This is a genomic window from Pseudomonas sp. P4_C1 (assembly GCF_056402155.1).
In genome coordinates, this window is the sequence record NZ_JBFUHY010000005.1 from 74968 (window position 1) to 94677 (window position 19710).

Genomic DNA, 19710 nt, shown 5'->3' on the forward strand with positions numbered 1-19710 from the left:
CCATGACCGACAAGCCTCAGGTACCCGCACGACAAGCTGACGAATCACCGTCCGAAAGCCTGGAGGCGGCGGCTGTTGCCGCGTACCTGGAGGCTCATCCGGACTTCTTCGTCGAGCACGAAGAACTGCTCCCGTCCCTGCGTATTCCCCATCGACGCGGCGATACCGTGTCGCTGGTCGAACGTCAGATGACCATCCTGCGCGACCGCAACATTGAACTGCGTCATCGCCTGTCGCATTTGATGGACGTGGCCCGGGACAACGACCGGCTGTTCGAAAAGACCCGTCGCCTGATCCTGGCGTTGATGGATGCCGCCAGCCTGGAAGACGTGGTGATGTGCGTCGAAGACAGCCTGCGCCAGGAGTTCCAGGTGCCCTTCGTCAGCCTCATCCTGCTCGGCGACAACGCCATGCCGGTCGGCCGCTGGGCCACTCACGACGAAGCACAAGTGGCCATCGGCGGCTTGCTCTCGGAAGACAAAAGCGTCAGCGGCAGCCTGCGCGAGCACGAACTGGACTTCCTGTTCGGTGAAGAACAGCGCAAGCAGATTGGCTCCACCGCCGTCGTTGTCATCAGCCACCAAGGCATCCACGGCATCCTGGCCATCGCCAGCCGTGATCCGCAGCACTACAAAAGCTCGGTGGGCACCCTGTTCCTGAGCTACATCGCTGAAGTCATGGGTCGCGTGTTGCCACGGGTCAACAACTCCCTGCGCTCGGTACGCTGAACATGGAACGACAACTGGACGCTTACTGCGAACACCTGCGCAGTGAGCGGCAGGTGTCGCCGCACACGCTATCGGCCTACCGCCGCGACCTCGATAAAGTGCTGGGCTGGTGCGTCAAACAGAACATCGGCAGCTGGGCGGCGCTGGACATCCAGCGCCTGCGCAGCCTGATTGCCCGCTTGCATGCCCAGGGCCAATCGTCCCGCAGCCTGGCGCGATTGCTGTCGGCCGTTCGCGGGCTCTATCATTACCTGAACCGCGAAGGCCTGTGCGACCACGATCCGGCCAATGGCCTCGCGCCGCCCAAAGGCGAACGCCGCCTGCCGAAAACCCTCGACACCGACCGCGCACTGCAACTGCTTGAGGGCGGGGTCGAGGATGACTTTCTGGCACGTCGGGACCAGGCGATTCTGGAGCTGTTCTATTCCTCCGGGCTGCGGTTGTCGGAGTTGACGGGGCTCAATCTCGACCAGCTCGACCTGGCTGACGGTATGGTCCAGGTACTCGGCAAAGGCAGCAAGACCCGTCTGCTGCCGGTAGGAAAAAAGGCCCGCGAAGCCCTGGAGCAGTGGTTGCCACTGCGGGCCATGGCCAACCCGGCAGACGATGCGGTGTTTGTCAGCCAACAAGGTCGCCGTCTCGGTCCGCGGGCGATCCAGGTGCGGGTCAAGGCTGCCGGCGAACGCGAATTGGGGCAAAACCTGCATCCGCACATGCTGCGGCACTCCTTCGCCAGCCATTTACTGGAGTCCTCCCAGGACCTGCGCGCGGTGCAGGAACTGCTCGGACACTCGGACATCAAGACCACGCAGATCTACACCCACCTGGACTTCCAGCATCTGGCAGCGGTCTACGACAGCGCCCACCCACGGGCCAAACGCATGAAAGGCGACGATTCATGAGTATTCAGTTGATCACCTTCGACCTCGACGACACCCTGTGGGACACCGCCCCCGTGATCGTCAGTGCCGAAGCCGTTTTGCGTGAGTGGCTGACCGAGCACGCGCCCAACCTTGGGGCTGTGCCGGTAGAGCATCTGTGGGCTATTCGCGAGCGTGTATTGAGCAACGAGCCAAGCCTCAAGCACCGCATCAGCGCGTTGCGTCGGCGGGTGCTGTTCCATGCGCTGGAAGAGTCCGGTTACGGGCATGACGAGGCGTCGGATCTGGCGGACAAGAGTTTTGAAGTGTTTCTGCACGCCCGCCATCAGATCGATGTGTTTCCGGAGGTCGAACCGACCCTGGAAATCCTCGCCAACCATTACGCCCTTGGCGTGGTCACCAATGGCAACGCCGATGTGCGTCGACTGGGCCTGGCGGATTACTTCAAATTTGCGCTGTGCGCCGAAGACATCGGCATCGCCAAACCCGATGCGCGACTGTTCCAGGAGGCCTTGCGGCGCGGTGGTGCGACCGCTGAATCGGCGGTGCACATTGGCGATCATCCAGGCGATGACATTGCCGGTGCGCAGCAGGCGGGAATGCGGGCGATCTGGTTCAACCCGGCGGGCAAGGTCTGGGAAGCCGAGCGCTTGCCCGATGCGGAGATTCGCAGCCTGACCGATTTGCCGGCGTTGCTGGCGCGGTGGAACACCCAACGCTGACCCCGAGTGATACGCAGCACCTGTGGGAGCGAGCCTGCTCGCGAAAGCGGTCTGACAGTCACCATATCGGCGTCTGATCTATTGCCATCGCGAGCAAGCTCGCTCCCACAGTGAACTGTATTCAACCCGAAAATATTGTTTCAGGCACGAAAAAGCCCGCAGCGACGGCGGGCTTTTTCAGCAAGCAGGTAGCAGCCTCAGATAGGCCGGCTGCCGTACTTGTTGTCAGGTTTCTTGGGCGGATCGGCGACCACATTGGCCTCCACTTCCTGCACCTTGCCACCCTTGGCCAAAAACTCCTCCATGGCCCGCGCGAGAGCATCGCGTTCCTTGTTCTTGGCTTCGACACTCGGCAACTCATCGATCGATACCGCTGCCTTGGCCTTGCCTTTGGCGGTCGGAACCGGCGCATCACCGCCGTCGTCTTCAGCGACGTCTTCCGCCGCAGCTTCCAGACCTTCTTCGGTTTCGTCTTCGTCGCCTACTTCGAGGTCGTCGTTTTCCAGATCATCGTCGCTCATGTTCTACCTCATGACTTGCGAAAAGCAGATTAGTTATAGCCCAGCTTTGCCCTCTGTCGAAGGCTGCCGGAAAAAAATCAACAGCCGCTGCTGACCAGCGGTTATGCCCCTTCACCGTGCACGGTGGCGAGGACTTTACGGGCACCGCCATGATCACGGTGCTCGCCCAGGTAAACGCCTTGCCAGGTTCCCAACGCCAACCGGCCCGCCGAAATCGGCAAACTGAGCTGACAGCCAAGCACGCTGGCCTTGAAATGCGCCGGGAGGTCGTCCAGGCCTTCGTCGTTATGCTCATAGCCGCCTGTTCCTTGTGGGATCAGACGATTGAAAAATCGTTCGAAGTCGCGACGTACCGCCGGATCGGCGTTCTCGTTGATGGTCAACGACGCCGAGGTATGCTGCAGCCACAAATGCAACAGACCGACCCGACACGCCTTGAGTTCAGGCAAGCCGGCGAGTAACTCGTCCGTTACCAGATGAAAGCCCCGGGGCCTCGCCCGCAAGGTAATCAGAGTCTGTTGCCACATACAGTTCTCCGCACGTTCGGGGCGCATTCTAGCGCGCTCTGGGAAAAAACAAAGGCCCTAATATTCCTTCATTCCTGTAAGCCTTCGACCGCACAAAAACACCCGGCGCAAACATCGCAAAACCTATAGGAAAAAACCTTTCAGCTCAGCTTTCAATGACAAATTCCAGACAAAAAAATGCCCGGCAAGCCGGGCAAGTTTTTTACGGGCGTGCTTACAAGTTGTAGCCGCGCTCGTTGTGAAGCGCCAGATCGATGCCGACCGCTTCTTCTTCTTCGTTGATGCGCAGGCCCATGACCGCATCCAGCACCTTGAGGATGATGAATGTGGCGATCGCGGTGTAGATCACCGTAAAGCCCACGCCTTTGCACTGAATCCACACTTGTGCGGCGATGTCGGTGACAGTGCCGAAGCCGCCCAGGGACGGCGCAGCGAACACACCAGTCAGGATTGCGCCGAGGATACCGCCGATACCGTGCACACCGAAGGCGTCCAGGGAGTCGTCATAGCCGAGCTTGCGCTTCAGGGTGGTCGCGCAGAAGAAGCACACCACGCCAGCCGCCAGACCGATGACCAGCGCGCCCATCGGGCCAACGGTGCCGGCAGCCGGGGTGATTGCCACCAGACCGGCAACCACGCCAGATGCGATACCCAATGCGCTAGGTTTGCCGTGGGTGACCCACTCGGCAAACATCCAGCCCAGTGCCGCAGCGGCGGTTGCGATTTGCGTCACCAGCATCGCCATACCGGCGGTGCCGTTGGCCGCAGCGGCGGAACCGGCGTTGAAACCGAACCAGCCGACCCACAGCATGGCCGCGCCCATCAGGGTGTAACCGAGGTTGTGCGGCGCCATCGGCGTGGACGGGAAACCTTTGCGCTTGCCCAGCACCAGGCAGGCAACCAGACCGGCCACACCGGCGTTGATGTGCACCACGGTGCCGCCGGCGAAGTCCAGAACGCCCCAGTCCCACAACAGGCCACCGTTACCGGACCAGACCATGTGCGCAATCGGCGCGTAAACCAGGGTGAACCACACGCCCATGAAGACCAGCATCGCGGAGAACTTCATCCGCTCGGCGAAGGCGCCGACGATCAACGCCGGGGTGATGATCGCGAAGGTCATCTGGAAGGTGACGAACACCGCCTCCGGGAACAGCGCCGCAGGCCCGGTCAGGCTGGCTGGCGTGATGCCGGCGAGGAATGCCTTGCCCATGCCGCCGACGAACGAGTTGAAGTTGACGACGCCCTGCTCCATGCCCGTGGTGTCGAACGCGATGCTGTAGCCATAAATGACCCACAGGACGCTGATCAGACCGGTAATGGCGAAGCACTGCATCATCACGGAAAGAATGTTTTTCGACCGAACCATACCGCCGTAGAACAGCGCGAGGCCGGGAATGGTCATGAACAGCACCAAGGCTGTCGAGGTCATCATCCAGGCGGTGTCGCCGGAGTTGAGGACTGGGGCCGCCACTTCGTCTGCCGCCATGGCCAGGCTGGGCATTACGAGGGACAACAGGGCTCCTAGCCCTGCGAATTTACGCAGAGTCATATTGTTTTCTCCTGGGGCGTTGGGTTTGTGGCCGCTTAGATTGCGTCGGTATCGGTTTCGCCGGTACGGATGCGAATCGCCTGTTCCAGATTGACCACGAAGATCTTGCCGTCACCGATCTTGCCGGTGTTGGCCGCCTTGGTGATGGCCTCGATTACCCGGTCCAGATCCTTGTCGTCGATGGCGACGTCGATCTTCACCTTGGGCAGGAAATCGACCACGTATTCCGCGCCGCGATACAGCTCGGTGTGACCCTTCTGCCGACCAAAGCCTTTGACTTCAGTGACGGTAATGCCCTGCACGCCGATCTCGGACAGCGACTCGCGTACGTCGTCCAGCTTGAACGGCTTGATGATGGCAGTGACTAGCTTCATGAAAACTCTCTCCCGAATTGGTGGACTTGCCCCAGGAAAACAAACCCGTCTCAAGTCTAAGCGCAGTGCCTGGCTTTGTAACGCATCGTCGGCCTTACCTGCCCGTCCGACGCCAGCTAACCGCTCCTTGCGAAACACTCCCCGCGTTCCGCCTGGCGCACTGCATTCGTCACAGCGACTGCATCAGTGCATGGGTTACCAGCATCTAAGCAGAAAGCTTGCCATCTCCACAAAACTGACTGTTTTCAAGTCTTTACCGGCGGATAGTGAATACTTAGCGACAACACCCGGCACGTTACGCACAACAACGGTGCGAGGCCGTCCGTCCCCATGCGCGAAAAGCGTGCACCGCTTGCCCGCGAAAATGACTATAGACACTGCGTGGTACACTGCCCGTCATTGTTTCCAGGACATTGCCCATGCTCGCGCCAAAAGACTTCCTCGACGCCCTGACCGGCACCGCCTCCCGCCTCTTCAGCGGCGACACGCCTCTGCCGAAAGCTGAAATCGAAAGCCAGTTCAAAATGTTGCTGCAGAGCGGCTTCAGCAAACTGGATCTGGTGAGTAGGGAAGAATTCGATAGCCAGATGGTTGTATTGGCACGCACGCGGGCTCGGCTGGAAAGTCTTGAAGCGAAAGTCGCCGAGCTTGAAGCGAAGCTCAATCCACCAGCCGAGTAACACCACGATCCCTGTGGGAGCGAGCCTGCTCGCAATTGAAGGTCGGAACGACCTTGCGCTTCACCTGTAGAGCTGCCGCAGGCTGCGATCTTTTGATCTCAAGCCCCGCAACAATCCCGGCAACGTCCTACAAAAATCACACCGCCGTCCGATTGCGTCGCGAAGTATCCGATCTCTAAGCTCATCCCCAGCTGAATATTCAGCACCGGGTTTGGCGACCTGGATAGCATCCGACGCACTGCGACCACATTCGATTCAGGGAATTATCCCATCTCGAATTATGGCGGCTGTGCGTGGGAGACCTTCAGGTCTGCCGGTTTGTCCGGATGCACCGGTTCGCCAACCCGCGCGCAGCTGCCACCCTTTCGTTTGGCGACGAACAGAGGCAGCTTCCTTCATACGCATCCGGAGTTGCAAAATGAAAGAAAGCTATCTAATCCCTCATGTCTTCACCCGCCACAAGCTCCACCTCCACGCCCTCCTGATACAAAACCAACCTTGGTTCAGCGCCCGCGACCTGGGCCGTCTGCTACGCATCTACCTCAACGACCGCCAACTCCGAAAACTCGATCCCGACCAATACCAAACAGCCAAAACCCTAATCCACGGACACATCGAAAACACCCTGCTGATCAGCGAATCCGGCGTCTACGCCATGCTCGTCTATCACTACTGCCCCGAGTACCGAGCGTTACGTGAATGGCTCACCCACGAAGTTGTTCCCGCCCTGCGAGATGCCCAATACCCCACCACAACCGAACGCCCGCAACTGAGCCTGCTCAACTGGCCGGAAATGTCGTTGAGTTTGCTGCACTGGAACAACCAGCCGTGGATTCGGTTGCAGGATGTGCCGCAACTATTGCCTGATCCGGTTACTCCCAGGCCTGCTATCAATGCGCCTTGGTGGAAAAGAGCCGCGAAGATGCTTCACGCATTCTGAATAAAAACCCCCACGCTTTCGGCGTGGGGTTCAATAAATCCAAGACAACAATCAGGCGCAGTGCGCAAGTCGCTCAACCTGATCCCGGATCGCAGCCCCTCGTTCGATTTCGGCTTTGCGCAAATCGTAAGTCGATTGCAGGTCCAGCCAAAACTCAGGGGTCGTGTCCAGACAAATAGAAAGCCTGAGAGCCATATCAGCACTGATTCCTCGACGCTGGAGCACGATATCGTTCACCGTGGGTGTCGAAACGCTCAGCGCTCTGGCCAATGCTGCAGCCGTAAGGCTCAGAGGCTCCAGGTATTCCTCTTTGAGGATCTCGCCAGGGTGAACCGGGCGCATACCATTCTTAGTCATTACTCACATCAGTGATAATCGACGAATTCGACATTCTCTGGTCCGCTAGCCCCCCCCAAATGAAGCAAATTCGCCATTGAGCGTTGATACGGATGCTGTACTGACCTTTTCGATTTCCCTCCAACGCTTCCAGGCGATTATCCGGTGGAGATCGAAGATCTACGTGGGAGCGAGCCTGCTTGCGATAAAGTCGGAACGACCTTCAGATTTACCTGTAGGAATTGCCGAGCCTGAGATCTTTCCGCCCGCAGTAATCCCGGCAATGCCCTACAACGTTCTCGTCCGCGGTCTGATTGCGCCTCAAAGCCACCCTTTCTAAGCTCACTTCTCAAAGCGCGAGCGCTGCACTCGCTCGGAAAAAATTCAGTCCAGCTTGAATAATGGATTATGACAAGTGCGATACACCCAAAGGAATGTTCATAACACCACAAGGAGCAATGCCCATGGAAACCTATAAGGCTCTGATTGCCGCTTTCACATTGACTGCACTTTATACAGGCCCAGTTGTCGCGGGACCACCTGTAACGGTCACATTTAAGAATCTTGGAACCCAGACTGCAACGTACACCCCTATATCCAACAACGAAGCTATAACGAAAGCAAACGCATCACCTACTCCACAAGCGTCCGTGATCGCAAATAGCACAGACACCTACACCATACAAAGCCTGATATCGCCTGATTACAACCATGCTAACTTACGATATCAAATTGGCAACAAAAAATGCGTTTACCTGGCTACATTTGTGGCCGCTACTGGCTCAGGCGCGAGCAAAATTCCAAAATGGAATAATACGGCCACACCTAGTGGCGGGGCCACCTGCACCATAAAAGTGACTAAAACAAATCCGTCCTCCTATGCTTGGTCAGTAGAAATCACCATGAAGTAAAGCATATAGCGACCTCTAAGGTGCGCGTAAGGTTTTGCTAAAGCATCAACATCATTAGACGATATATCATATTTTAGTCTTCGAGCAGGGAGTGGCAATAAATGGTTAATTCACCAATCAACTTTGCAGCTAACAGCGGCACAGCGCTGGCTGGAGCAAAAACATTGACAGCGACTCCCAGCAAAACACCAGCTGTCAACCAAAGCACACCCCAAGGCCCATCTGGCGACGTACGAGACAGCAGTACCGTTTCCACGCTAGCGAACCAGTTGAGCGAAGCCTCAGTACGCGCACAGGCCCGGGATGTGCGCCTCACTAGAGCGGAACTGGGTTCGATGGCTAGAAATACACTCAACGAGTTGGAGAGCGCCAATTACACTGCCAACAAATCAAAATACGATGCTGAAGCTCCCGACTCAGATAACCCCACATTATTAGCGCGTGCCAAAAATGCAACACAGTATACAAACGGGCTCGGCAGAAATCCGTTTTCTGGAATGCCCATGGATCAACTAGCCTTAATCACTTACGATGACAGCGACACCTTTACCGTCAATGAAAGACGGGCAGCACTGGAAGAATCAGCCAAACAAGAGTACGCATGGCGAAAGAAAGTGGTGGCCGAAGCAGAATATGAATATAACAACACTGGAAAGCTCACCAAATTCTTCCAAAGTGTCCTCGACCATTACAAGGGTCTGCCCCCAGTGGAGCAAGCTCAGTATCCAAACAACTACGAAACCAAGCTTAATGACTGGATAGATTTGGACTTCAACTATTTTACGCATATCGCGGAAGGTAAAAACAAGATGGATACCGAGAGCTTCACCAGAAAAATCATAGAGGGTGACAGCAGCTTGTTCGACAACATAATTCCTTCCAAAGAAACTGTCGCAACATAAGTTATTTTATTTTACAAACTGAATAAATCCGAGAGGTCAAATACGTGCGATAAGTTTCGCAGGCGATCCTTATGCAATTCGCAAACGGTGTTGAGGAGTGCGATTGCTCAGGAGATGGGTTTGCCACCGCAGCCGAACGCAGCGTTTGGCTGCTGTTAAAGATCGTGGCTTCTGCAACATTCTGCGAACGTTTCCCTACTCTCCGACCAGACTCCACGACTACCCTTCAACAACCCGCAGGAAGCGGCCCCGTTTAGCTCAAGGAACGACCATGTCCCTCTCCATCGTACACAGCCGCGCTCAGGTCGGCGTGGAAGCGCCAGCCGTCACTGTTGAAGTCCATCTGGCTAATGGCTTGCCGTCGCTGACCATGGTCGGCCTGCCCGAGGCGGCAGTGAAGGAAAGCAAGGACCGAGTGCGCAGTGCGATCATCAATTCGGGGCTGCAATTTCCGGCGCGACGCATCACGTTGAATCTGGCGCCGGCGGATTTGCCTAAGGATGGCGGGCGATTCGATCTGGCGATTGCCCTGGGGATTCTCTCGGCCAGCGTGCAGGTGCCGACGCTGACACTGGATGATGTGGAGTGTTTGGGCGAGTTGGCGCTTTCCGGCGCAGTGCGGCCGGTCCGCGGGGTGTTACCGGCGGCATTGGCGGCGCGCAAGGCCGGGCGCTGGTTGATGGTACCGCAGGCGAATGCCGAGGAGGCCTGCCTGGCGTCGGGGTTGAAGGTCATCGCAGTGGACCATCTGCTGCAGGCAGTGGCGCATTTCAATGGGCACACACCTATCGAGCCTTACGTTTCCAATGGGTTGCTCTACGCCAGCAAACCCTATCCCGACTTGAATGAAGTTCAGGGGCAAATGGCAGCCAAACGCGCACTGCTGATTGCGGCAGCGGGTGCACATAACCTGCTGTTCAGCGGGCCACCGGGTACGGGCAAGACGCTATTGGCGAGCCGATTGCCAGGGCTGCTGCCACCTCTGGCCGAGAACGAAGCACTGGAAGTTGCAGCGATTCAATCGGTCGCCAGTTGTGTGCCGCTGAGTCATTGGCCGCAACGACCGTTTCGCCAACCTCATCACTCTGCCTCCGGCCCGGCACTGGTGGGCGGCGGTTCGAAACCGCAACCCGGCGAAATCACCCTCGCTCACCATGGCGTGCTGTTCCTCGATGAACTCCCGGAATTTGATCGCAAGGTATTGGAGGTGTTGAGAGAGCCACTGGAGTCCGGCCACATCGTGATTTCCCGCGCCAAGGACCGCGTGCGTTTTCCGGCGCGCTTTCAACTGGTCGCCGCGATGAATCCCTGCCCCTGTGGATATCTTGGCGAACCGAGCGGCCGTTGCTCCTGTACACCGGACATGGTTCAGCGCTATCGCAACAAGTTGTCCGGGCCCTTGCTGGACCGCATCGACCTGCACCTGACCGTAGCCCGGGAAAGCACGGCGCTGAATCCGATCAAAACCGGTGACGACACAACCAGCGCTTCTGCCCTGGTCGCCCAGGCAAGGGAGCGCCAGCAACAACGCCAGGGCTGCGCCAACGCCTTTCTCGACCTGCCAGGGCTACGCCAGCATTGCGCGCTGTCCAAAGCAGATGAAGGCTGGCTGGAAAGCGCCTGCGAGCGACTGACCCTTTCGCTTCGTGCTGCTCACCGTCTACTGAAAGTCGCCCGTACCCTGGCGGATCTGGAACAAGTAGACGCTATCGGTCGCAGCCACGTAGCCGAAGCACTGCAATATCGGCCATCAGCCTCCAGCTAGAGACTCGACAGATTGGCATCGAGTGCGCCCGTACATCCCGGGTGCCTTGCCGCGCGACTGGTTTTTCGCCCAATGATGACATCAGCCTGGTAGTAGCCCGGGGTAACAGGGTTAACGATAGACAGGATGACGGCGGCAGAGCTCCACCACTTGTTCGCGCACGTGGTGCCCGACCCTCTCGCTGTCGCCGTTTTCCAGGGCGTCCAGTACGTCGCACAACCAGCCCGCCAATTGTTCACATTCGATCACGCCGAAACCACGGGTGGTGATGGCTGGGGTACCGATGCGCAGCCCGGAGGTCACGAACGGTGAGCGCGGGTCATTGGGCACCGAGTTTTTATTTGCAGTGATATAGGCACTACTCAGGGCTGCATCGGCTTCCTTGCCGGTGTAAGTCCTGTCGGACAGGTCGATTAGCATCATATGGTTATCGGTGCCACCGGAAACGATCTTGTAACCGCGTTCTTGCAGCACGGCCGCCATGGCCCGGGCGTTGATCACCACTTGGGTCTGATAGGTTTTGAACTCGGGCCTCAGTGCTTCCTTGAAGGCGACGGCCTTGGCGGCGATCTGGTGCATCAATGGGCCACCCTGGACACCCGGGAATACCGCAGAATCGAGCTTTTTGTAGAACGCTTCATCTTGCCCCTTGGACAATATCAAGCCACCCCGTGGGCCCCGCAGGGTCTTGTGCGTGGTGCTGGTGACCACATGGGCGTGCGGCAATGGGTCCGGGTATTCTCCCGCGGCGACCAACCCTGCGACGTGGGCCATGTCGACCCAGAAAATGGCCCCGACCTTGTCGGCAATGGCCCGCATGCGCGCCCAGTCCTTGTACCGGGAGTAGGCGGAAAAACCACCGATCAGCATCTTCGGCCGGGTTTCCAGGGCGATACGCTCCATCTCGTCGTAGTCGAGAAGGCCCGTCTGCGGGTCAAGGCCATAAGGAACGATCTTGTAATGACGGCCCGAGAAGTTTGAAGGGTTACCGTGGGTCAGGTGGCCGCCTTGGGCCAGGTTCATGCCCATCACCGTGTCGCCGGGATTGATCAGTGCCAGGAATACCGCGGCGTTCGCCTGCGCACCTGCATGCGGTTGTACGTTGGCGTAGTCGCAGTTGAACAGGGCCTTGACCCGCTCGATGGCCAGGCGTTCGGCCACATCGACATACTCACAGCCGCTGTAGTAGCGCTTGCCTGGATAACCTTCGGCGTATTTATTGGTGAGCACGGTGCTCTGGATTTTCATCACCAAAGGGCTGGCGTAATTTTCGGAAGCGATCAGTTCGACGTGGTCTTCCTGACGATGTTCTTCGTTATGAATCGCCTCACACAGCTCGGCGTCGAATGCTTCAAGGGTCAGCGTTGAGTCGTACATCGGATTGGCTTCCTGTAGAGCTGGATCAAAGATGTTAAGGGGGTGTCAGCGGCGACTACTCATCACTTCCCGGACAGGCATCCGCGGTCGGCCAGTAGTAGGCATCCGGCATGGCACGTGCGCCGAAGATGGCCTGACCGACACGTACCACAGTGGCCCCTTCTTCAATGGCGACTTCGAAATCACCGGACATGCCCATGGACAGTTCCTCCAGCCCGACGCCCGCCGGAGCGTGCTGGCGCAAACGCTCGCGCAATTCGCGCAGCCGTACAAAGCAAGGGCGGACACGGACCACGTCGGCCGAAAACAGCGCCAGCGTCATCAACCCGCGTACTCGTAACGCCGAGAACGTCGGCAGGGTGTACAAAAAGTCCGCGACGGCTTCGGGCGCCAAGCCATATTTGCTGGCTTCACCGGAGGTATTGACCTGAATGAACACATCCAGTTGGCGCCCCTCGATGTGCAGGCGACGATCCAGGGCCTCGGCCACTCGCAGGCTGTCCAGCGCCTGAAACTCACTGGCAAAACGCGCCACCTGCTTGGCCTTGTTGATTTGCAGGTGGCCGATAACCGACCATTGCAGGTCGGCAATGTCGCTCATGGCTTGCCACTTGCGCTGAGCTTCCTGCACCTTGTTCTCACCGAGCAGGCGGCAGCCGGCGGCGTAGGCCAGACGCAGATGAGCTTCGTCAAAGGTTTTGCTGACCGGCAACAGACGCACACTCGCCGGGTCACGTCCGACCCGCTGACAGGCGTTAGTGATTCGCTGCTGCACGGCCGCCAGGTTGCGGCGAAAATCTTCGACGCTGGTGGCCTGTGGGTAACGGCCATGACGCTCGTGCAGGGTGACGGTTTCTTCCAGTTGATCGAGCATCAATGGGTGACTCCTTTGGTCGTCACAACAGCGTCGGCAGCCGGAATGACCACCGTCTCACGACGCGGTAAACGGGCATTGAGCAAGGCGTAGGCCGCCAGACCGATCAGCACCCCCCAGAACGCCCCACCAACCCCCAGCAAGGTGATGTTCGCGGCGGATGCCAGAAAGGTGATCAGCGAGGCTTCGCGGGTTTTGACGTCGGCCATGGCGCTGGCCAGGCTGGCGCCGATAGTGCCGAGCAGGGCCAGCCCGGCCAGCGTCGTAATGAAGGTGGCCGGTAATGCCATGAACACTGCGGCGAGGGTCACCCCGAAAATCCCTACGAAGATGTAGAACACGCCTGCGGCAACCCCGGCGATCCATCGCTTGGACGGATCCTCCGAGGCTTCTTTACCGGTGCAGATGGCCGCCGTGATGGCCGCAATGTTGAAGGCATGACAACCGAATGGCGCCATCAGCAAGGAGCCCAGCCCCGTGACAGTCAGGATGGGATTAGCGCTGGTACTGAAGCCATCGTTGCGCAGCACCAGCATGCCTGGCATGTATTGGCCGGTGAGGGTGATCAGGAACAGCGGCAGTGCCACACTGAGCAGCGCATTGATCGAAAACTCAGGCTGGGTGAATACCGGTGCCGCGAATTGCAGCGCCAGCCCCGACAGCTCTACACGGCCCTGCGTCAGAAGAAACGCCAGCCCCAGCACCAGAATGCCCACCACCGCATAGCGCGCGGTAAAGCGCTTGAGCACAACGTAAGCGGCAATCAGCAACCCGACCAACACTGGGTCAAGGCTCATGCCACCAAACGCGCCAATACCGAACTGCAGCAAGATACCGGCCAGCAGGCCCGCAGCCACACCCGGCGGTATCAGGCGAATGACTTTTTCGAAGCAGCCGGACAAACCCAGCAGCACGAAGGCGGCGGCTGAAATGATGTACGCACCTACTGCCTCGGCGTAGGGCGTATTGGACAGTGCGACGACCAGAAAGGCTGCGGCGGGCGTTGACCAGGCAGTGATGATCGGTTCACGACTCACCCAACTGAGAAACAGCCCGGTAATACCCACGCCAATTGACACCGACCATACCCACGACGCCGTCATCTCGGGGCTGAGCCCGGCAACCTTGGCAGCCTGAAAGACCAGGATAAACGTGCCGCCATAGTTGACGATGACTGAAATCAGCCCGGCGACAATCGGATGCAGAAGGTCGCGTGGACGCAGGGGCGATGGGAATGCTGTAGAAGACATGATTGCTTTGCTCCTTGCAAAACGAGGCGCTGGCTTCGGTGAGGGGTGATTTATAGCGCTGAAATGGCACGTTTCGTCCCTACACTTTCTCGCTGAGGAGCAGACCACTTACCGGACCGCTTGCTGTGACTGAAGCGATCCTTGCCTCAGCCATGCACGCGGGCAAAACCCTTCATGAAGTCGGTCAACCCCTGTTCAAAATTGCTCGCAATGCACGTGATCGCCGAGCGCAAAGGCAGTGGCGAGCGGCGGATTCTACGGATAGGATGGCCTGCCTTTGCAGGCCAATTTATTAAGATCAGGCAGACCGCATGGCGAACACGTTCGAGCTGGAAACGCTGAAAATGCGCCTCAACGATGTTGAGTTTCAGCTGTTGGATCTGCACCAACGGATTCAGCGCGCATTGCGGGCATTGATCCTCGAGGGTGCCCTTGACCCGGGCTTGAAGCTGCCCGCGACCCGGGGCCTGGCCAAGTCACTCGGGATCGCCCGCGATACCGTGGAGAACGCTTACGTGCAACTGCACCGGGACGGTTTTATCGTGCGGCGCGAGGGGTCGGGCAGTTATGTCTGCCAAACGCTGGGCACCGAATTGCGCGGTGCGACGCGCCGACGCATCAAGGCACAAGCGGTCAAAAGCAGCCAGGCGGCACCGGGGGCGGGGTTGAGCCAGCGCGGGCGGATGATCCTCGACAGTGGCGGCGTGAACGATCAGCAGGTGATCAAGGCATTTGCGACCGGCCTGCCGGAAACCCGCACCTTCCCCACCGATGTCTGGGAGCGCCTGCAGCGCCAGGTGATGAAGGACTATCGCGCCAACGTGCTGTTGCACGGCGACCCGCAAGGCGCCGAGCCGCTACGCAAGGCCATCGCCACCTACTTGAACCTCGAGCGCGGGGCCAAATGCTCTCCCGACCAGATCATGGTGCTGAGCAGCACTCGCCAGGCCCTCTTTCTGTGTGCGCAGTTGCTGGTGGATGCCGGTAAACCGATCCTGCTGGAAAACCCGGGTTACTATGGCGCCAGGAAAGCCTTTGAAACCGCCGAGACCAAGGTCCTGCCTATCGATGTCGATGAACTGGGCATACGCACCGACCTGCTGTACGCCGACCGCAGCGGCGCCAATTGCGTCTATGTCACGCCGTCTCATCAATACCCCACCGGCGCGACCTTGCCGCTGGAACGTCGTCTTGAGCTGATCAACTGGGCAGCAGAAAAGGGCAAGTGGGTTATCGAAGATGACTATGACAGCGAGTTTCACTACGACGGGCAGCCGACCGCCTGCGTGCAGGGCCTGGACAAATATCAGCGCACCCTCTATTTGGGTACCTTCAGCAAGACCCTCTACCCCGGCCTGCGAATGGGTTACATGGTACTGCCCTACGAGTTGATCAAAGCCTTCACCTACGCGCGCAGCATGATGGACGGCCATACACCACAGATCCTGCAACTGACCCTGGCGCGTTTTATGGAAGACGGCCATTACAACGCCCATGTCCGGGCCATGCGCAAGCTCTATGCCGGGCGCCGATCCATCATGCTCGACGCCATTGGCAAGCACCTGGACGGCATCGTCACCGCCTTGCGCCCCCAAGGCGGACTGCAAATTCCCTGCCTGCTGCACGATGGCTGGTCGGAAGAGAAAACCATCCGCCAAGCAGCCAGCGCTGGCGTGCAGCTTTCCGGCCTCAGCCGGCTATACGCCGGCGATCAGGAGAAAAAACAAGGTTGGTTATTGGGCTACTCGTCCTTGACCGCTTATGAAATCGAAGCGGCCATGCTGCGCCTGGCCAATGCGCTGAAAACCAGGTAGGGCAGTGTCAAGCGGCTTTTTGGGAGGCTTGTGCATTCCCCCGCCGCTAACTGCCCGTCAATCCGACTCGTTCTCCCGTCAGAGCCGTCCGCCAAAACGGGACATCACCCCTTGCTGAGATCAACCAACGGCGTCTGCCGCACCTCAGTCTCCCGCCCACCTTGAATCTCGCTCACCTGCTTCAGCGCCTTATCCACAGCGGTCTTATCCGCCAGCAAGCTGTAGCTGATGCGGAACTGCTTGTGCTCCTTCGGCCCAATCGTCGGCACCAGGTTTAGTGGCCGCTGATACCGGCGGTTGTAGGAAAAACTCGTGCCTGGCTCCAGCCCCGTGACATAGCCCTGCCCTTGGGTATCGGTGTTTTTCCACAGGGAGAACACGGGCAGTGTTTGCGTGTTGAAGCCGACCGAGACGCCCAGACTACCGGCCTTGTTATGCAGGACGGTCAATGTATCGCCCTTGGCATCGGCGTACGGCACCACGTTGTAGACGGTTTCGTCGTAGTCCTTGGTCGGTGCGCGGTAGGTTTGCCAGTCCGGCAGATCGCCTTTGGCTTTGTCGTTGAACGGCGACACCTGTTTCACCGGCGCGGCGAAGCGGGCGCCCTGCTCCAGGAACGGCGTGCTGAAGTTGCTGTGATACAGCGCCTGGTATTCCTTCGGATAGTCGCCATTGTTGGTCAGGGTGTCATTGAGGGCGAACGCTACGCTGCCGGGCTCGGTGACCAGTTCGGTCGCGACTGAGAAGTCGACTTTCTTGAATGCCTGCTCCTTCAGTTCGCCGCGCAGGCTGATGGCGTATGGCGGCTTCTCATCAAGATGCAGCGTGACTTTGTTGGCCGGGATGTTGGCGGCGCGGCCATGCAGGGTCAGCAGTTCGCCGTTGTCGATGCCGGGGTGGCCGACCCATTCGTAGCCGCAGCGGGTGACCAGCTCATTGAAACCTTCCAGCCAGCCCAGGCCACCACGGCCGTTGAGCTCGATGAAGGACGGATTGACCACTTCCTTGACTGGCGAATCCCAACCCATGCGCACGTTACCGACAGAGGCCTGCAGGACGTTCATGCCGCGAGTTGGAACTACCGAAAGTTTCATCGTGCCGTTATCGATGTCGACGATGCTGACGCCTTCCTGCCGACCGCCATGCAAGGTGCGCAGGGTCACGCTGAAAGGCTTGTCGGTTTTTACGCCGAGTTGCTGGCTGGTGATTTGCCAGTTCTGGGCGGCTTTGTCGGTGTCGAGCAGGACGTAATCCCAAGCCATGGCGTGGGAGGCAGCGGACAGTGCGCTGAGGGCAACGAAGAGTTTGAGCGGGGTCATGGCAGCAGCCTTTCTTGGATTTGTGCCATTTTTATAGACTTGCAGAAACGTTTCAGCAAGCATAAAAATCGAAATAACGGTGGCAAACGCCAAGAGATCGTCGATACGGGGCTTGTGGATAACGCGCAGAATCGAGTCGATGGCGATTTGGGCAGCGATTCAACGAAACCGGTCAACCTCATGCCGCAGATCCGCGGCGAGCTTCTCCAGCTCTTTGGCTGTCACCGCCAGGTTCGAAACCACTTCCCGCTGCTCACTGTTCGCCAGGGCGATGCTTTGCAGGTTGCTGCTGAGCAAGGTGGCGGTGCTGCTTTGTTCCTGGGTCGCGGTGGTGATGGCGGCGAATTGCTGACCGGCGGAACGGCTTTGCTCATCGATACGCGCCAGGGCCGAGGCTACGTTGGCGTTGCGCGACAAGCCTTCCTGCATCAGCACGTTACCCTGCTCCATGGTACTGATCGCGTTGCCGGTTTCCTGCTGGATGCTGTGGATCATCCCGGAAATTTCATCAGTGGCCTGGCGAGTACGTGAGGCCAGGTTGCGCACCTCATCGGCCACCACCGCAAACCCACGCCCCTGCTCGCCGGCACGGGCGGCTTCGATGGCGGCGTTGAGCGCCAGCAAATTGGTTTGCTCGGCGATCGCGGTGATCACCCCGACAATGCCGCCGATTTCCTGGGAGCGCTGGCCCAAGGTGTTGATTACCGTCGCGGTGCTGTTCAGTGCACCGGCGATTTGCTCCAGGGACGAGGACGCTTCGTCCATCGACGTACGACCGATCCGGGTTTGTTGTGCGTTTTCCTGCGCCAGACGCTGGGTGCTGCCCATATTGTCGGCAATGTTCAGCGAGGTGGCACTGAATTCTTCCACGGCGCCGGCCATGCTGGTGATTTCGCCGGATTGCTGCTCCATCCCTTCATAGGCACCACCGGACAAGCCGGACAACGCCTGGGCGCGGTTGTTGACCTCTTCCGAGGCTCTACGAATGTGCTCGACCATGGTCGACAGCGCCTGGCTCATCTGGTTGAAGGCGCGGGCCAACTGACCGATTTCGTCGTTGCTCGACACGTTCAGGCGCACGCTCAAATCACCCGCGCCCAAGGCTTCGGCCTGACGCACCAGATCACCCAGCGGCGCCAGTTTGCTGCGCAGCAACCAGACCGCCGAACCCACCGCCAGCAACATCGCCAGCAGACTGCCGATGGCCAGGCGAATGCCGACGCTCCAGGTCACCGCGCGGATTTCGGCTTTCGGCATGCTCGCCACCACCGACCACGGCCCACCTTCGAACGGCACGGCAATGCTGTAGAAGTCTTGCGACTTGTCGCTCCAGAAATCGCCCTTGCCCGGTGTCTTGGCCAGACCGACGATGGCCGGGACTGCCACGTCCAATGCCTGCACACCGGCGATCGGCACCAGCCATTTGTTCTGCTCGTCGAGCAGCGCCAGGGAGCCGGTCTGGCCGATGCGGAAGCGCTTGAGGTTTTCGAACTGAGCATTCTGTGCGTCGGTGTAATCGAATCCTACAAACAGCACGGCAATCACCTTACCACCGCTGTCGCGTACGGGGGTGTACTGAGTCATGTAGGACCGTTCAAAGAGCAAGGCGCGACCGACGTAGCTCTGCCCGGCCATCAAGCGCGCATAGGCCGGATGGGCGTGATCCAGCAATGTGCCGATGGCCCGGGTGCCGTCCTGTTTGCTCAGGGACGTGCTGACCCGAATGAAGTCTTCGCCACTGCGCACGAACAGCGTCGCGACGCCGGCAGTCATTTGCTTGAACTCGTCCACTTCCTTGAAGTTGTTGTTCAGTACTTCGCTGCCCAGGTGCAGGCCCGGGGTCTGCACACCCGCCACGGCCACCGGCTCATCCGGGTGCACGCTCAAACCGGCGCTGAAGCGCTTCTCGAACAGACCGCTCAGACGCTGGGTACTTTCACGCAACGTGCCGTGGAACGTGCTCAACTGATCGGCCAGCAGCCGTGCCTCGCTGGCCAGGTGCTCTTCGCGGGTAGCGAGGTTGGCAGCGTCCAGCGAGCGCAGGGCAAACACGGTGCTGCCGCTGATGACAACCGCCAGTATCACGGCAAGCGCAAGACCCAGCTGTGAGGCAATCCGAGCACGAGGTTGAGACATGACAGCTCCTGACCCAGTGGGCCGGATCATCCTTATCCCGTCGCACTCGGCAAAATTTCTGATAGTGGGGTAAACGTGGAGCCTGGCACGAAGGTTCCATC

At 59.0% G+C, this 19710-nt stretch carries 19 protein-coding genes and 1 pseudogene; 9 read left to right on the plus strand and 11 right to left on the minus strand.

Going from position 1 to position 19710, the window contains the following annotated elements; genetic code table 11:
- The first annotated feature begins 2 nt into the window (after nucleotides 1–2).
- Genes AC1DU9_RS05625 through AC1DU9_RS05635 form a run of 3 tightly spaced genes read left to right on the plus strand, consistent with a single transcriptional unit; the run spans nucleotide 3 to nucleotide 2331 of the window.
- Complete coding sequence (locus AC1DU9_RS05625) at nucleotides 3–728, plus strand: DUF484 family protein (RefSeq protein WP_223460337.1); 726 nt, start codon at nucleotides 3–5, stop codon at nucleotides 726–728.
- 2 nt (nucleotides 729–730) lie between these two features.
- Nucleotides 731–1630: a tyrosine recombinase XerC gene (gene xerC, locus AC1DU9_RS05630; RefSeq protein WP_008015515.1), complete on the plus strand. Its 900-nt coding sequence runs from the start codon at nucleotides 731–733 to the stop codon at nucleotides 1628–1630.
- Complete coding sequence (locus AC1DU9_RS05635; protein ID WP_477809890.1) at nucleotides 1627–2331, plus strand: HAD family hydrolase; 705 nt, start codon at nucleotides 1627–1629, stop codon at nucleotides 2329–2331. The genes xerC and AC1DU9_RS05635 overlap by 4 nt, the downstream gene beginning before the upstream one ends.
- A gap of 197 nt (nucleotides 2332–2528) precedes the next feature.
- Here the strand turns inward: AC1DU9_RS05635 and sutA are convergent, their stop codons facing one another.
- The 4 genes from sutA to glnK form a co-directional block, all read right to left on the minus strand.
- Nucleotides 2529–2852: a transcriptional regulator SutA gene (sutA, locus tag AC1DU9_RS05640; protein WP_223460341.1), complete on the minus strand. Its 324-nt coding sequence runs from the start codon at nucleotides 2850–2852 to the stop codon at nucleotides 2529–2531.
- Between the two features lie 101 nt (nucleotides 2853–2953).
- The gene (locus tag AC1DU9_RS05645) at nucleotides 2954–3379 is read right to left on the minus strand and encodes a secondary thiamine-phosphate synthase enzyme YjbQ (protein ID WP_223460343.1); all 426 of its coding nucleotides are present in this window, start codon (nucleotides 3377–3379) and stop codon (nucleotides 2954–2956) included.
- A gap of 214 nt (nucleotides 3380–3593) precedes the next feature.
- On the minus strand, nucleotides 3594–4931 hold the full coding sequence (locus AC1DU9_RS05650) for an ammonium transporter (protein ID WP_223460345.1): 1338 nt from the start codon (nucleotides 4929–4931) through the stop codon (nucleotides 3594–3596).
- Nucleotides 4932–4966: 35 nt separating this feature from the next.
- On the minus strand, nucleotides 4967–5305 hold the full coding sequence (glnK, locus tag AC1DU9_RS05655) for a P-II family nitrogen regulator (protein ID WP_002555808.1): 339 nt from the start codon (nucleotides 5303–5305) through the stop codon (nucleotides 4967–4969).
- 419 nt (nucleotides 5306–5724) lie between these two features.
- On the opposite strand from glnK, the gene AC1DU9_RS05660 reads away from it, so the two are divergent.
- Nucleotides 5725–5985, plus strand: a complete 261-nt coding sequence (locus tag AC1DU9_RS05660) for an accessory factor UbiK family protein (protein ID WP_008015521.1) — start codon at nucleotides 5725–5727, stop codon at nucleotides 5983–5985.
- Between the two features lie 418 nt (nucleotides 5986–6403).
- A complete protein-coding gene (locus AC1DU9_RS05665; RefSeq protein WP_223460347.1) occupies nucleotides 6404–6925 on the plus strand; it encodes a BRO-N domain-containing protein in 522 nt (173 codons plus the stop codon).
- A gap of 51 nt (nucleotides 6926–6976) precedes the next feature.
- Here AC1DU9_RS05665 and AC1DU9_RS05670 read toward each other — a convergent pair whose 3' ends face one another.
- Nucleotides 6977–7282, minus strand: coding sequence for a HigA family addiction module antitoxin (locus AC1DU9_RS05670; protein WP_223460349.1), 306 nt, complete (start codon nucleotides 7280–7282; stop codon nucleotides 6977–6979).
- A gap of 8 nt (nucleotides 7283–7290) precedes the next feature.
- Nucleotides 7291–7442 (minus strand): annotated as a pseudogene (locus AC1DU9_RS05675) (type II toxin-antitoxin system RelE/ParE family toxin); the annotation flags it as partial.
- A 283-nt stretch (nucleotides 7443–7725) separates the two neighbouring features.
- Here AC1DU9_RS05675 and AC1DU9_RS05680 point away from each other — a divergent pair.
- The 3 genes from AC1DU9_RS05680 to AC1DU9_RS05690 all read left to right on the plus strand — a co-directional run bounded on the left by AC1DU9_RS05680 (nucleotide 7726) and on the right by AC1DU9_RS05690 (nucleotide 10839).
- Nucleotides 7726–8172: a hypothetical protein gene (locus AC1DU9_RS05680; RefSeq protein ID WP_223460351.1), complete on the plus strand. Its 447-nt coding sequence runs from the start codon at nucleotides 7726–7728 to the stop codon at nucleotides 8170–8172.
- Between the two features lie 101 nt (nucleotides 8173–8273).
- Entirely contained in the window at nucleotides 8274–9074 is an 801-nt protein-coding gene (locus tag AC1DU9_RS05685; RefSeq protein ID WP_223460353.1) for a hypothetical protein, read from the plus strand.
- Between the two features lie 271 nt (nucleotides 9075–9345).
- Entirely contained in the window at nucleotides 9346–10839 is a 1494-nt protein-coding gene (locus AC1DU9_RS05690) for a YifB family Mg chelatase-like AAA ATPase (RefSeq protein WP_457265670.1), read from the plus strand.
- A 111-nt stretch (nucleotides 10840–10950) separates the two neighbouring features.
- Here AC1DU9_RS05690 and glyA read toward each other — a convergent pair whose 3' ends face one another.
- From glyA to AC1DU9_RS05705, 3 genes are read right to left on the minus strand one after another with little or no spacing between them, the layout of a single operon-like run.
- The gene (gene glyA, locus AC1DU9_RS05695; RefSeq protein WP_223460411.1) at nucleotides 10951–12216 is read right to left on the minus strand and encodes a serine hydroxymethyltransferase; all 1266 of its coding nucleotides are present in this window, start codon (nucleotides 12214–12216) and stop codon (nucleotides 10951–10953) included.
- Nucleotides 12217–12271: 55 nt separating this feature from the next.
- On the minus strand, nucleotides 12272–13090 hold the full coding sequence (locus AC1DU9_RS05700) for a YggS family pyridoxal phosphate-dependent enzyme (RefSeq protein ID WP_223460413.1): 819 nt from the start codon (nucleotides 13088–13090) through the stop codon (nucleotides 12272–12274).
- On the minus strand, nucleotides 13090–14340 hold the full coding sequence (locus AC1DU9_RS05705) for a benzoate/H(+) symporter BenE family transporter (RefSeq protein ID WP_223460415.1): 1251 nt from the start codon (nucleotides 14338–14340) through the stop codon (nucleotides 13090–13092). The genes AC1DU9_RS05700 and AC1DU9_RS05705 overlap by 1 nt, the downstream gene beginning before the upstream one ends.
- 311 nt (nucleotides 14341–14651) lie before the next feature.
- Here AC1DU9_RS05705 and pdxR point away from each other — a divergent pair, with 311 nt between their 5' ends.
- Nucleotides 14652–16154, plus strand: a complete 1503-nt coding sequence (pdxR, locus tag AC1DU9_RS05710; RefSeq protein WP_223460417.1) for a MocR-like pyridoxine biosynthesis transcription factor PdxR — start codon at nucleotides 14652–14654, stop codon at nucleotides 16152–16154.
- A 104-nt stretch (nucleotides 16155–16258) separates the two neighbouring features.
- On the opposite strand, the gene AC1DU9_RS05715 is transcribed toward pdxR, so the two are convergent.
- Together AC1DU9_RS05715 and AC1DU9_RS05720 are read right to left on the minus strand one after the other, a co-directional pair.
- The gene (locus AC1DU9_RS05715) at nucleotides 16259–17473 is read right to left on the minus strand and encodes an aldose 1-epimerase family protein (RefSeq protein ID WP_477809891.1); all 1215 of its coding nucleotides are present in this window, start codon (nucleotides 17471–17473) and stop codon (nucleotides 16259–16261) included.
- 159 nt (nucleotides 17474–17632) lie between these two features.
- Nucleotides 17633–19609 (minus strand): methyl-accepting chemotaxis protein, encoded by a 1977-nt coding sequence (locus AC1DU9_RS05720; RefSeq protein ID WP_223460421.1) that lies wholly within the window; start codon nucleotides 19607–19609, stop codon nucleotides 17633–17635.
- Nucleotides 19610–19710 lie beyond the last annotated feature (101 nt).

Coding starts and splice junctions, on each gene's coding strand:
- AC1DU9_RS05685 (WP_223460353.1), top strand. CDS start 8,274: ATGGTTAATTCACCAATCAACTTTGCAGCTAACAGCGGCACAGCGCTG.
- AC1DU9_RS05670 (WP_223460349.1), bottom strand. CDS start 7,282: ATGACTAAGAATGGTATGCGCCCGGTTCACCCTGGCGAGATCCTCAAA.
- glnK (WP_002555808.1), bottom strand. CDS start 5,305: ATGAAGCTAGTCACTGCCATCATCAAGCCGTTCAAGCTGGACGACGTA.
- AC1DU9_RS05625 (WP_223460337.1), top strand. CDS start 3: ATGACCGACAAGCCTCAGGTACCCGCACGACAAGCTGACGAATCACCG.
- xerC (WP_008015515.1), top strand. CDS start 731: ATGGAACGACAACTGGACGCTTACTGCGAACACCTGCGCAGTGAGCGG.
- AC1DU9_RS05645 (WP_223460343.1), bottom strand. CDS start 3,379: ATGTGGCAACAGACTCTGATTACCTTGCGGGCGAGGCCCCGGGGCTTT.
- glyA (WP_223460411.1), bottom strand. CDS start 12,216: ATGTACGACTCAACGCTGACCCTTGAAGCATTCGACGCCGAGCTGTGT.
- AC1DU9_RS05665 (WP_223460347.1), top strand. CDS start 6,404: ATGAAAGAAAGCTATCTAATCCCTCATGTCTTCACCCGCCACAAGCTC.
- AC1DU9_RS05680 (WP_223460351.1), top strand. CDS start 7,726: ATGGAAACCTATAAGGCTCTGATTGCCGCTTTCACATTGACTGCACTT.
- AC1DU9_RS05700 (WP_223460413.1), bottom strand. CDS start 13,090: ATGCTCGATCAACTGGAAGAAACCGTCACCCTGCACGAGCGTCATGGC.
- AC1DU9_RS05720 (WP_223460421.1), bottom strand. CDS start 19,609: ATGTCTCAACCTCGTGCTCGGATTGCCTCACAGCTGGGTCTTGCGCTT.
- AC1DU9_RS05690 (WP_457265670.1), top strand. CDS start 9,346: ATGTCCCTCTCCATCGTACACAGCCGCGCTCAGGTCGGCGTGGAAGCG.
- sutA (WP_223460341.1), bottom strand. CDS start 2,852: ATGAGCGACGATGATCTGGAAAACGACGACCTCGAAGTAGGCGACGAA.
- AC1DU9_RS05705 (WP_223460415.1), bottom strand. CDS start 14,340: ATGTCTTCTACAGCATTCCCATCGCCCCTGCGTCCACGCGACCTTCTG.
- AC1DU9_RS05635 (WP_477809890.1), top strand. CDS start 1,627: ATGAGTATTCAGTTGATCACCTTCGACCTCGACGACACCCTGTGGGAC.
- AC1DU9_RS05715 (WP_477809891.1), bottom strand. CDS start 17,473: ATGACCCCGCTCAAACTCTTCGTTGCCCTCAGCGCACTGTCCGCTGCC.
- AC1DU9_RS05650 (WP_223460345.1), bottom strand. CDS start 4,931: ATGACTCTGCGTAAATTCGCAGGGCTAGGAGCCCTGTTGTCCCTCGTA.
- pdxR (WP_223460417.1), top strand. CDS start 14,652: ATGGCGAACACGTTCGAGCTGGAAACGCTGAAAATGCGCCTCAACGAT.
- AC1DU9_RS05660 (WP_008015521.1), top strand. CDS start 5,725: ATGCTCGCGCCAAAAGACTTCCTCGACGCCCTGACCGGCACCGCCTCC.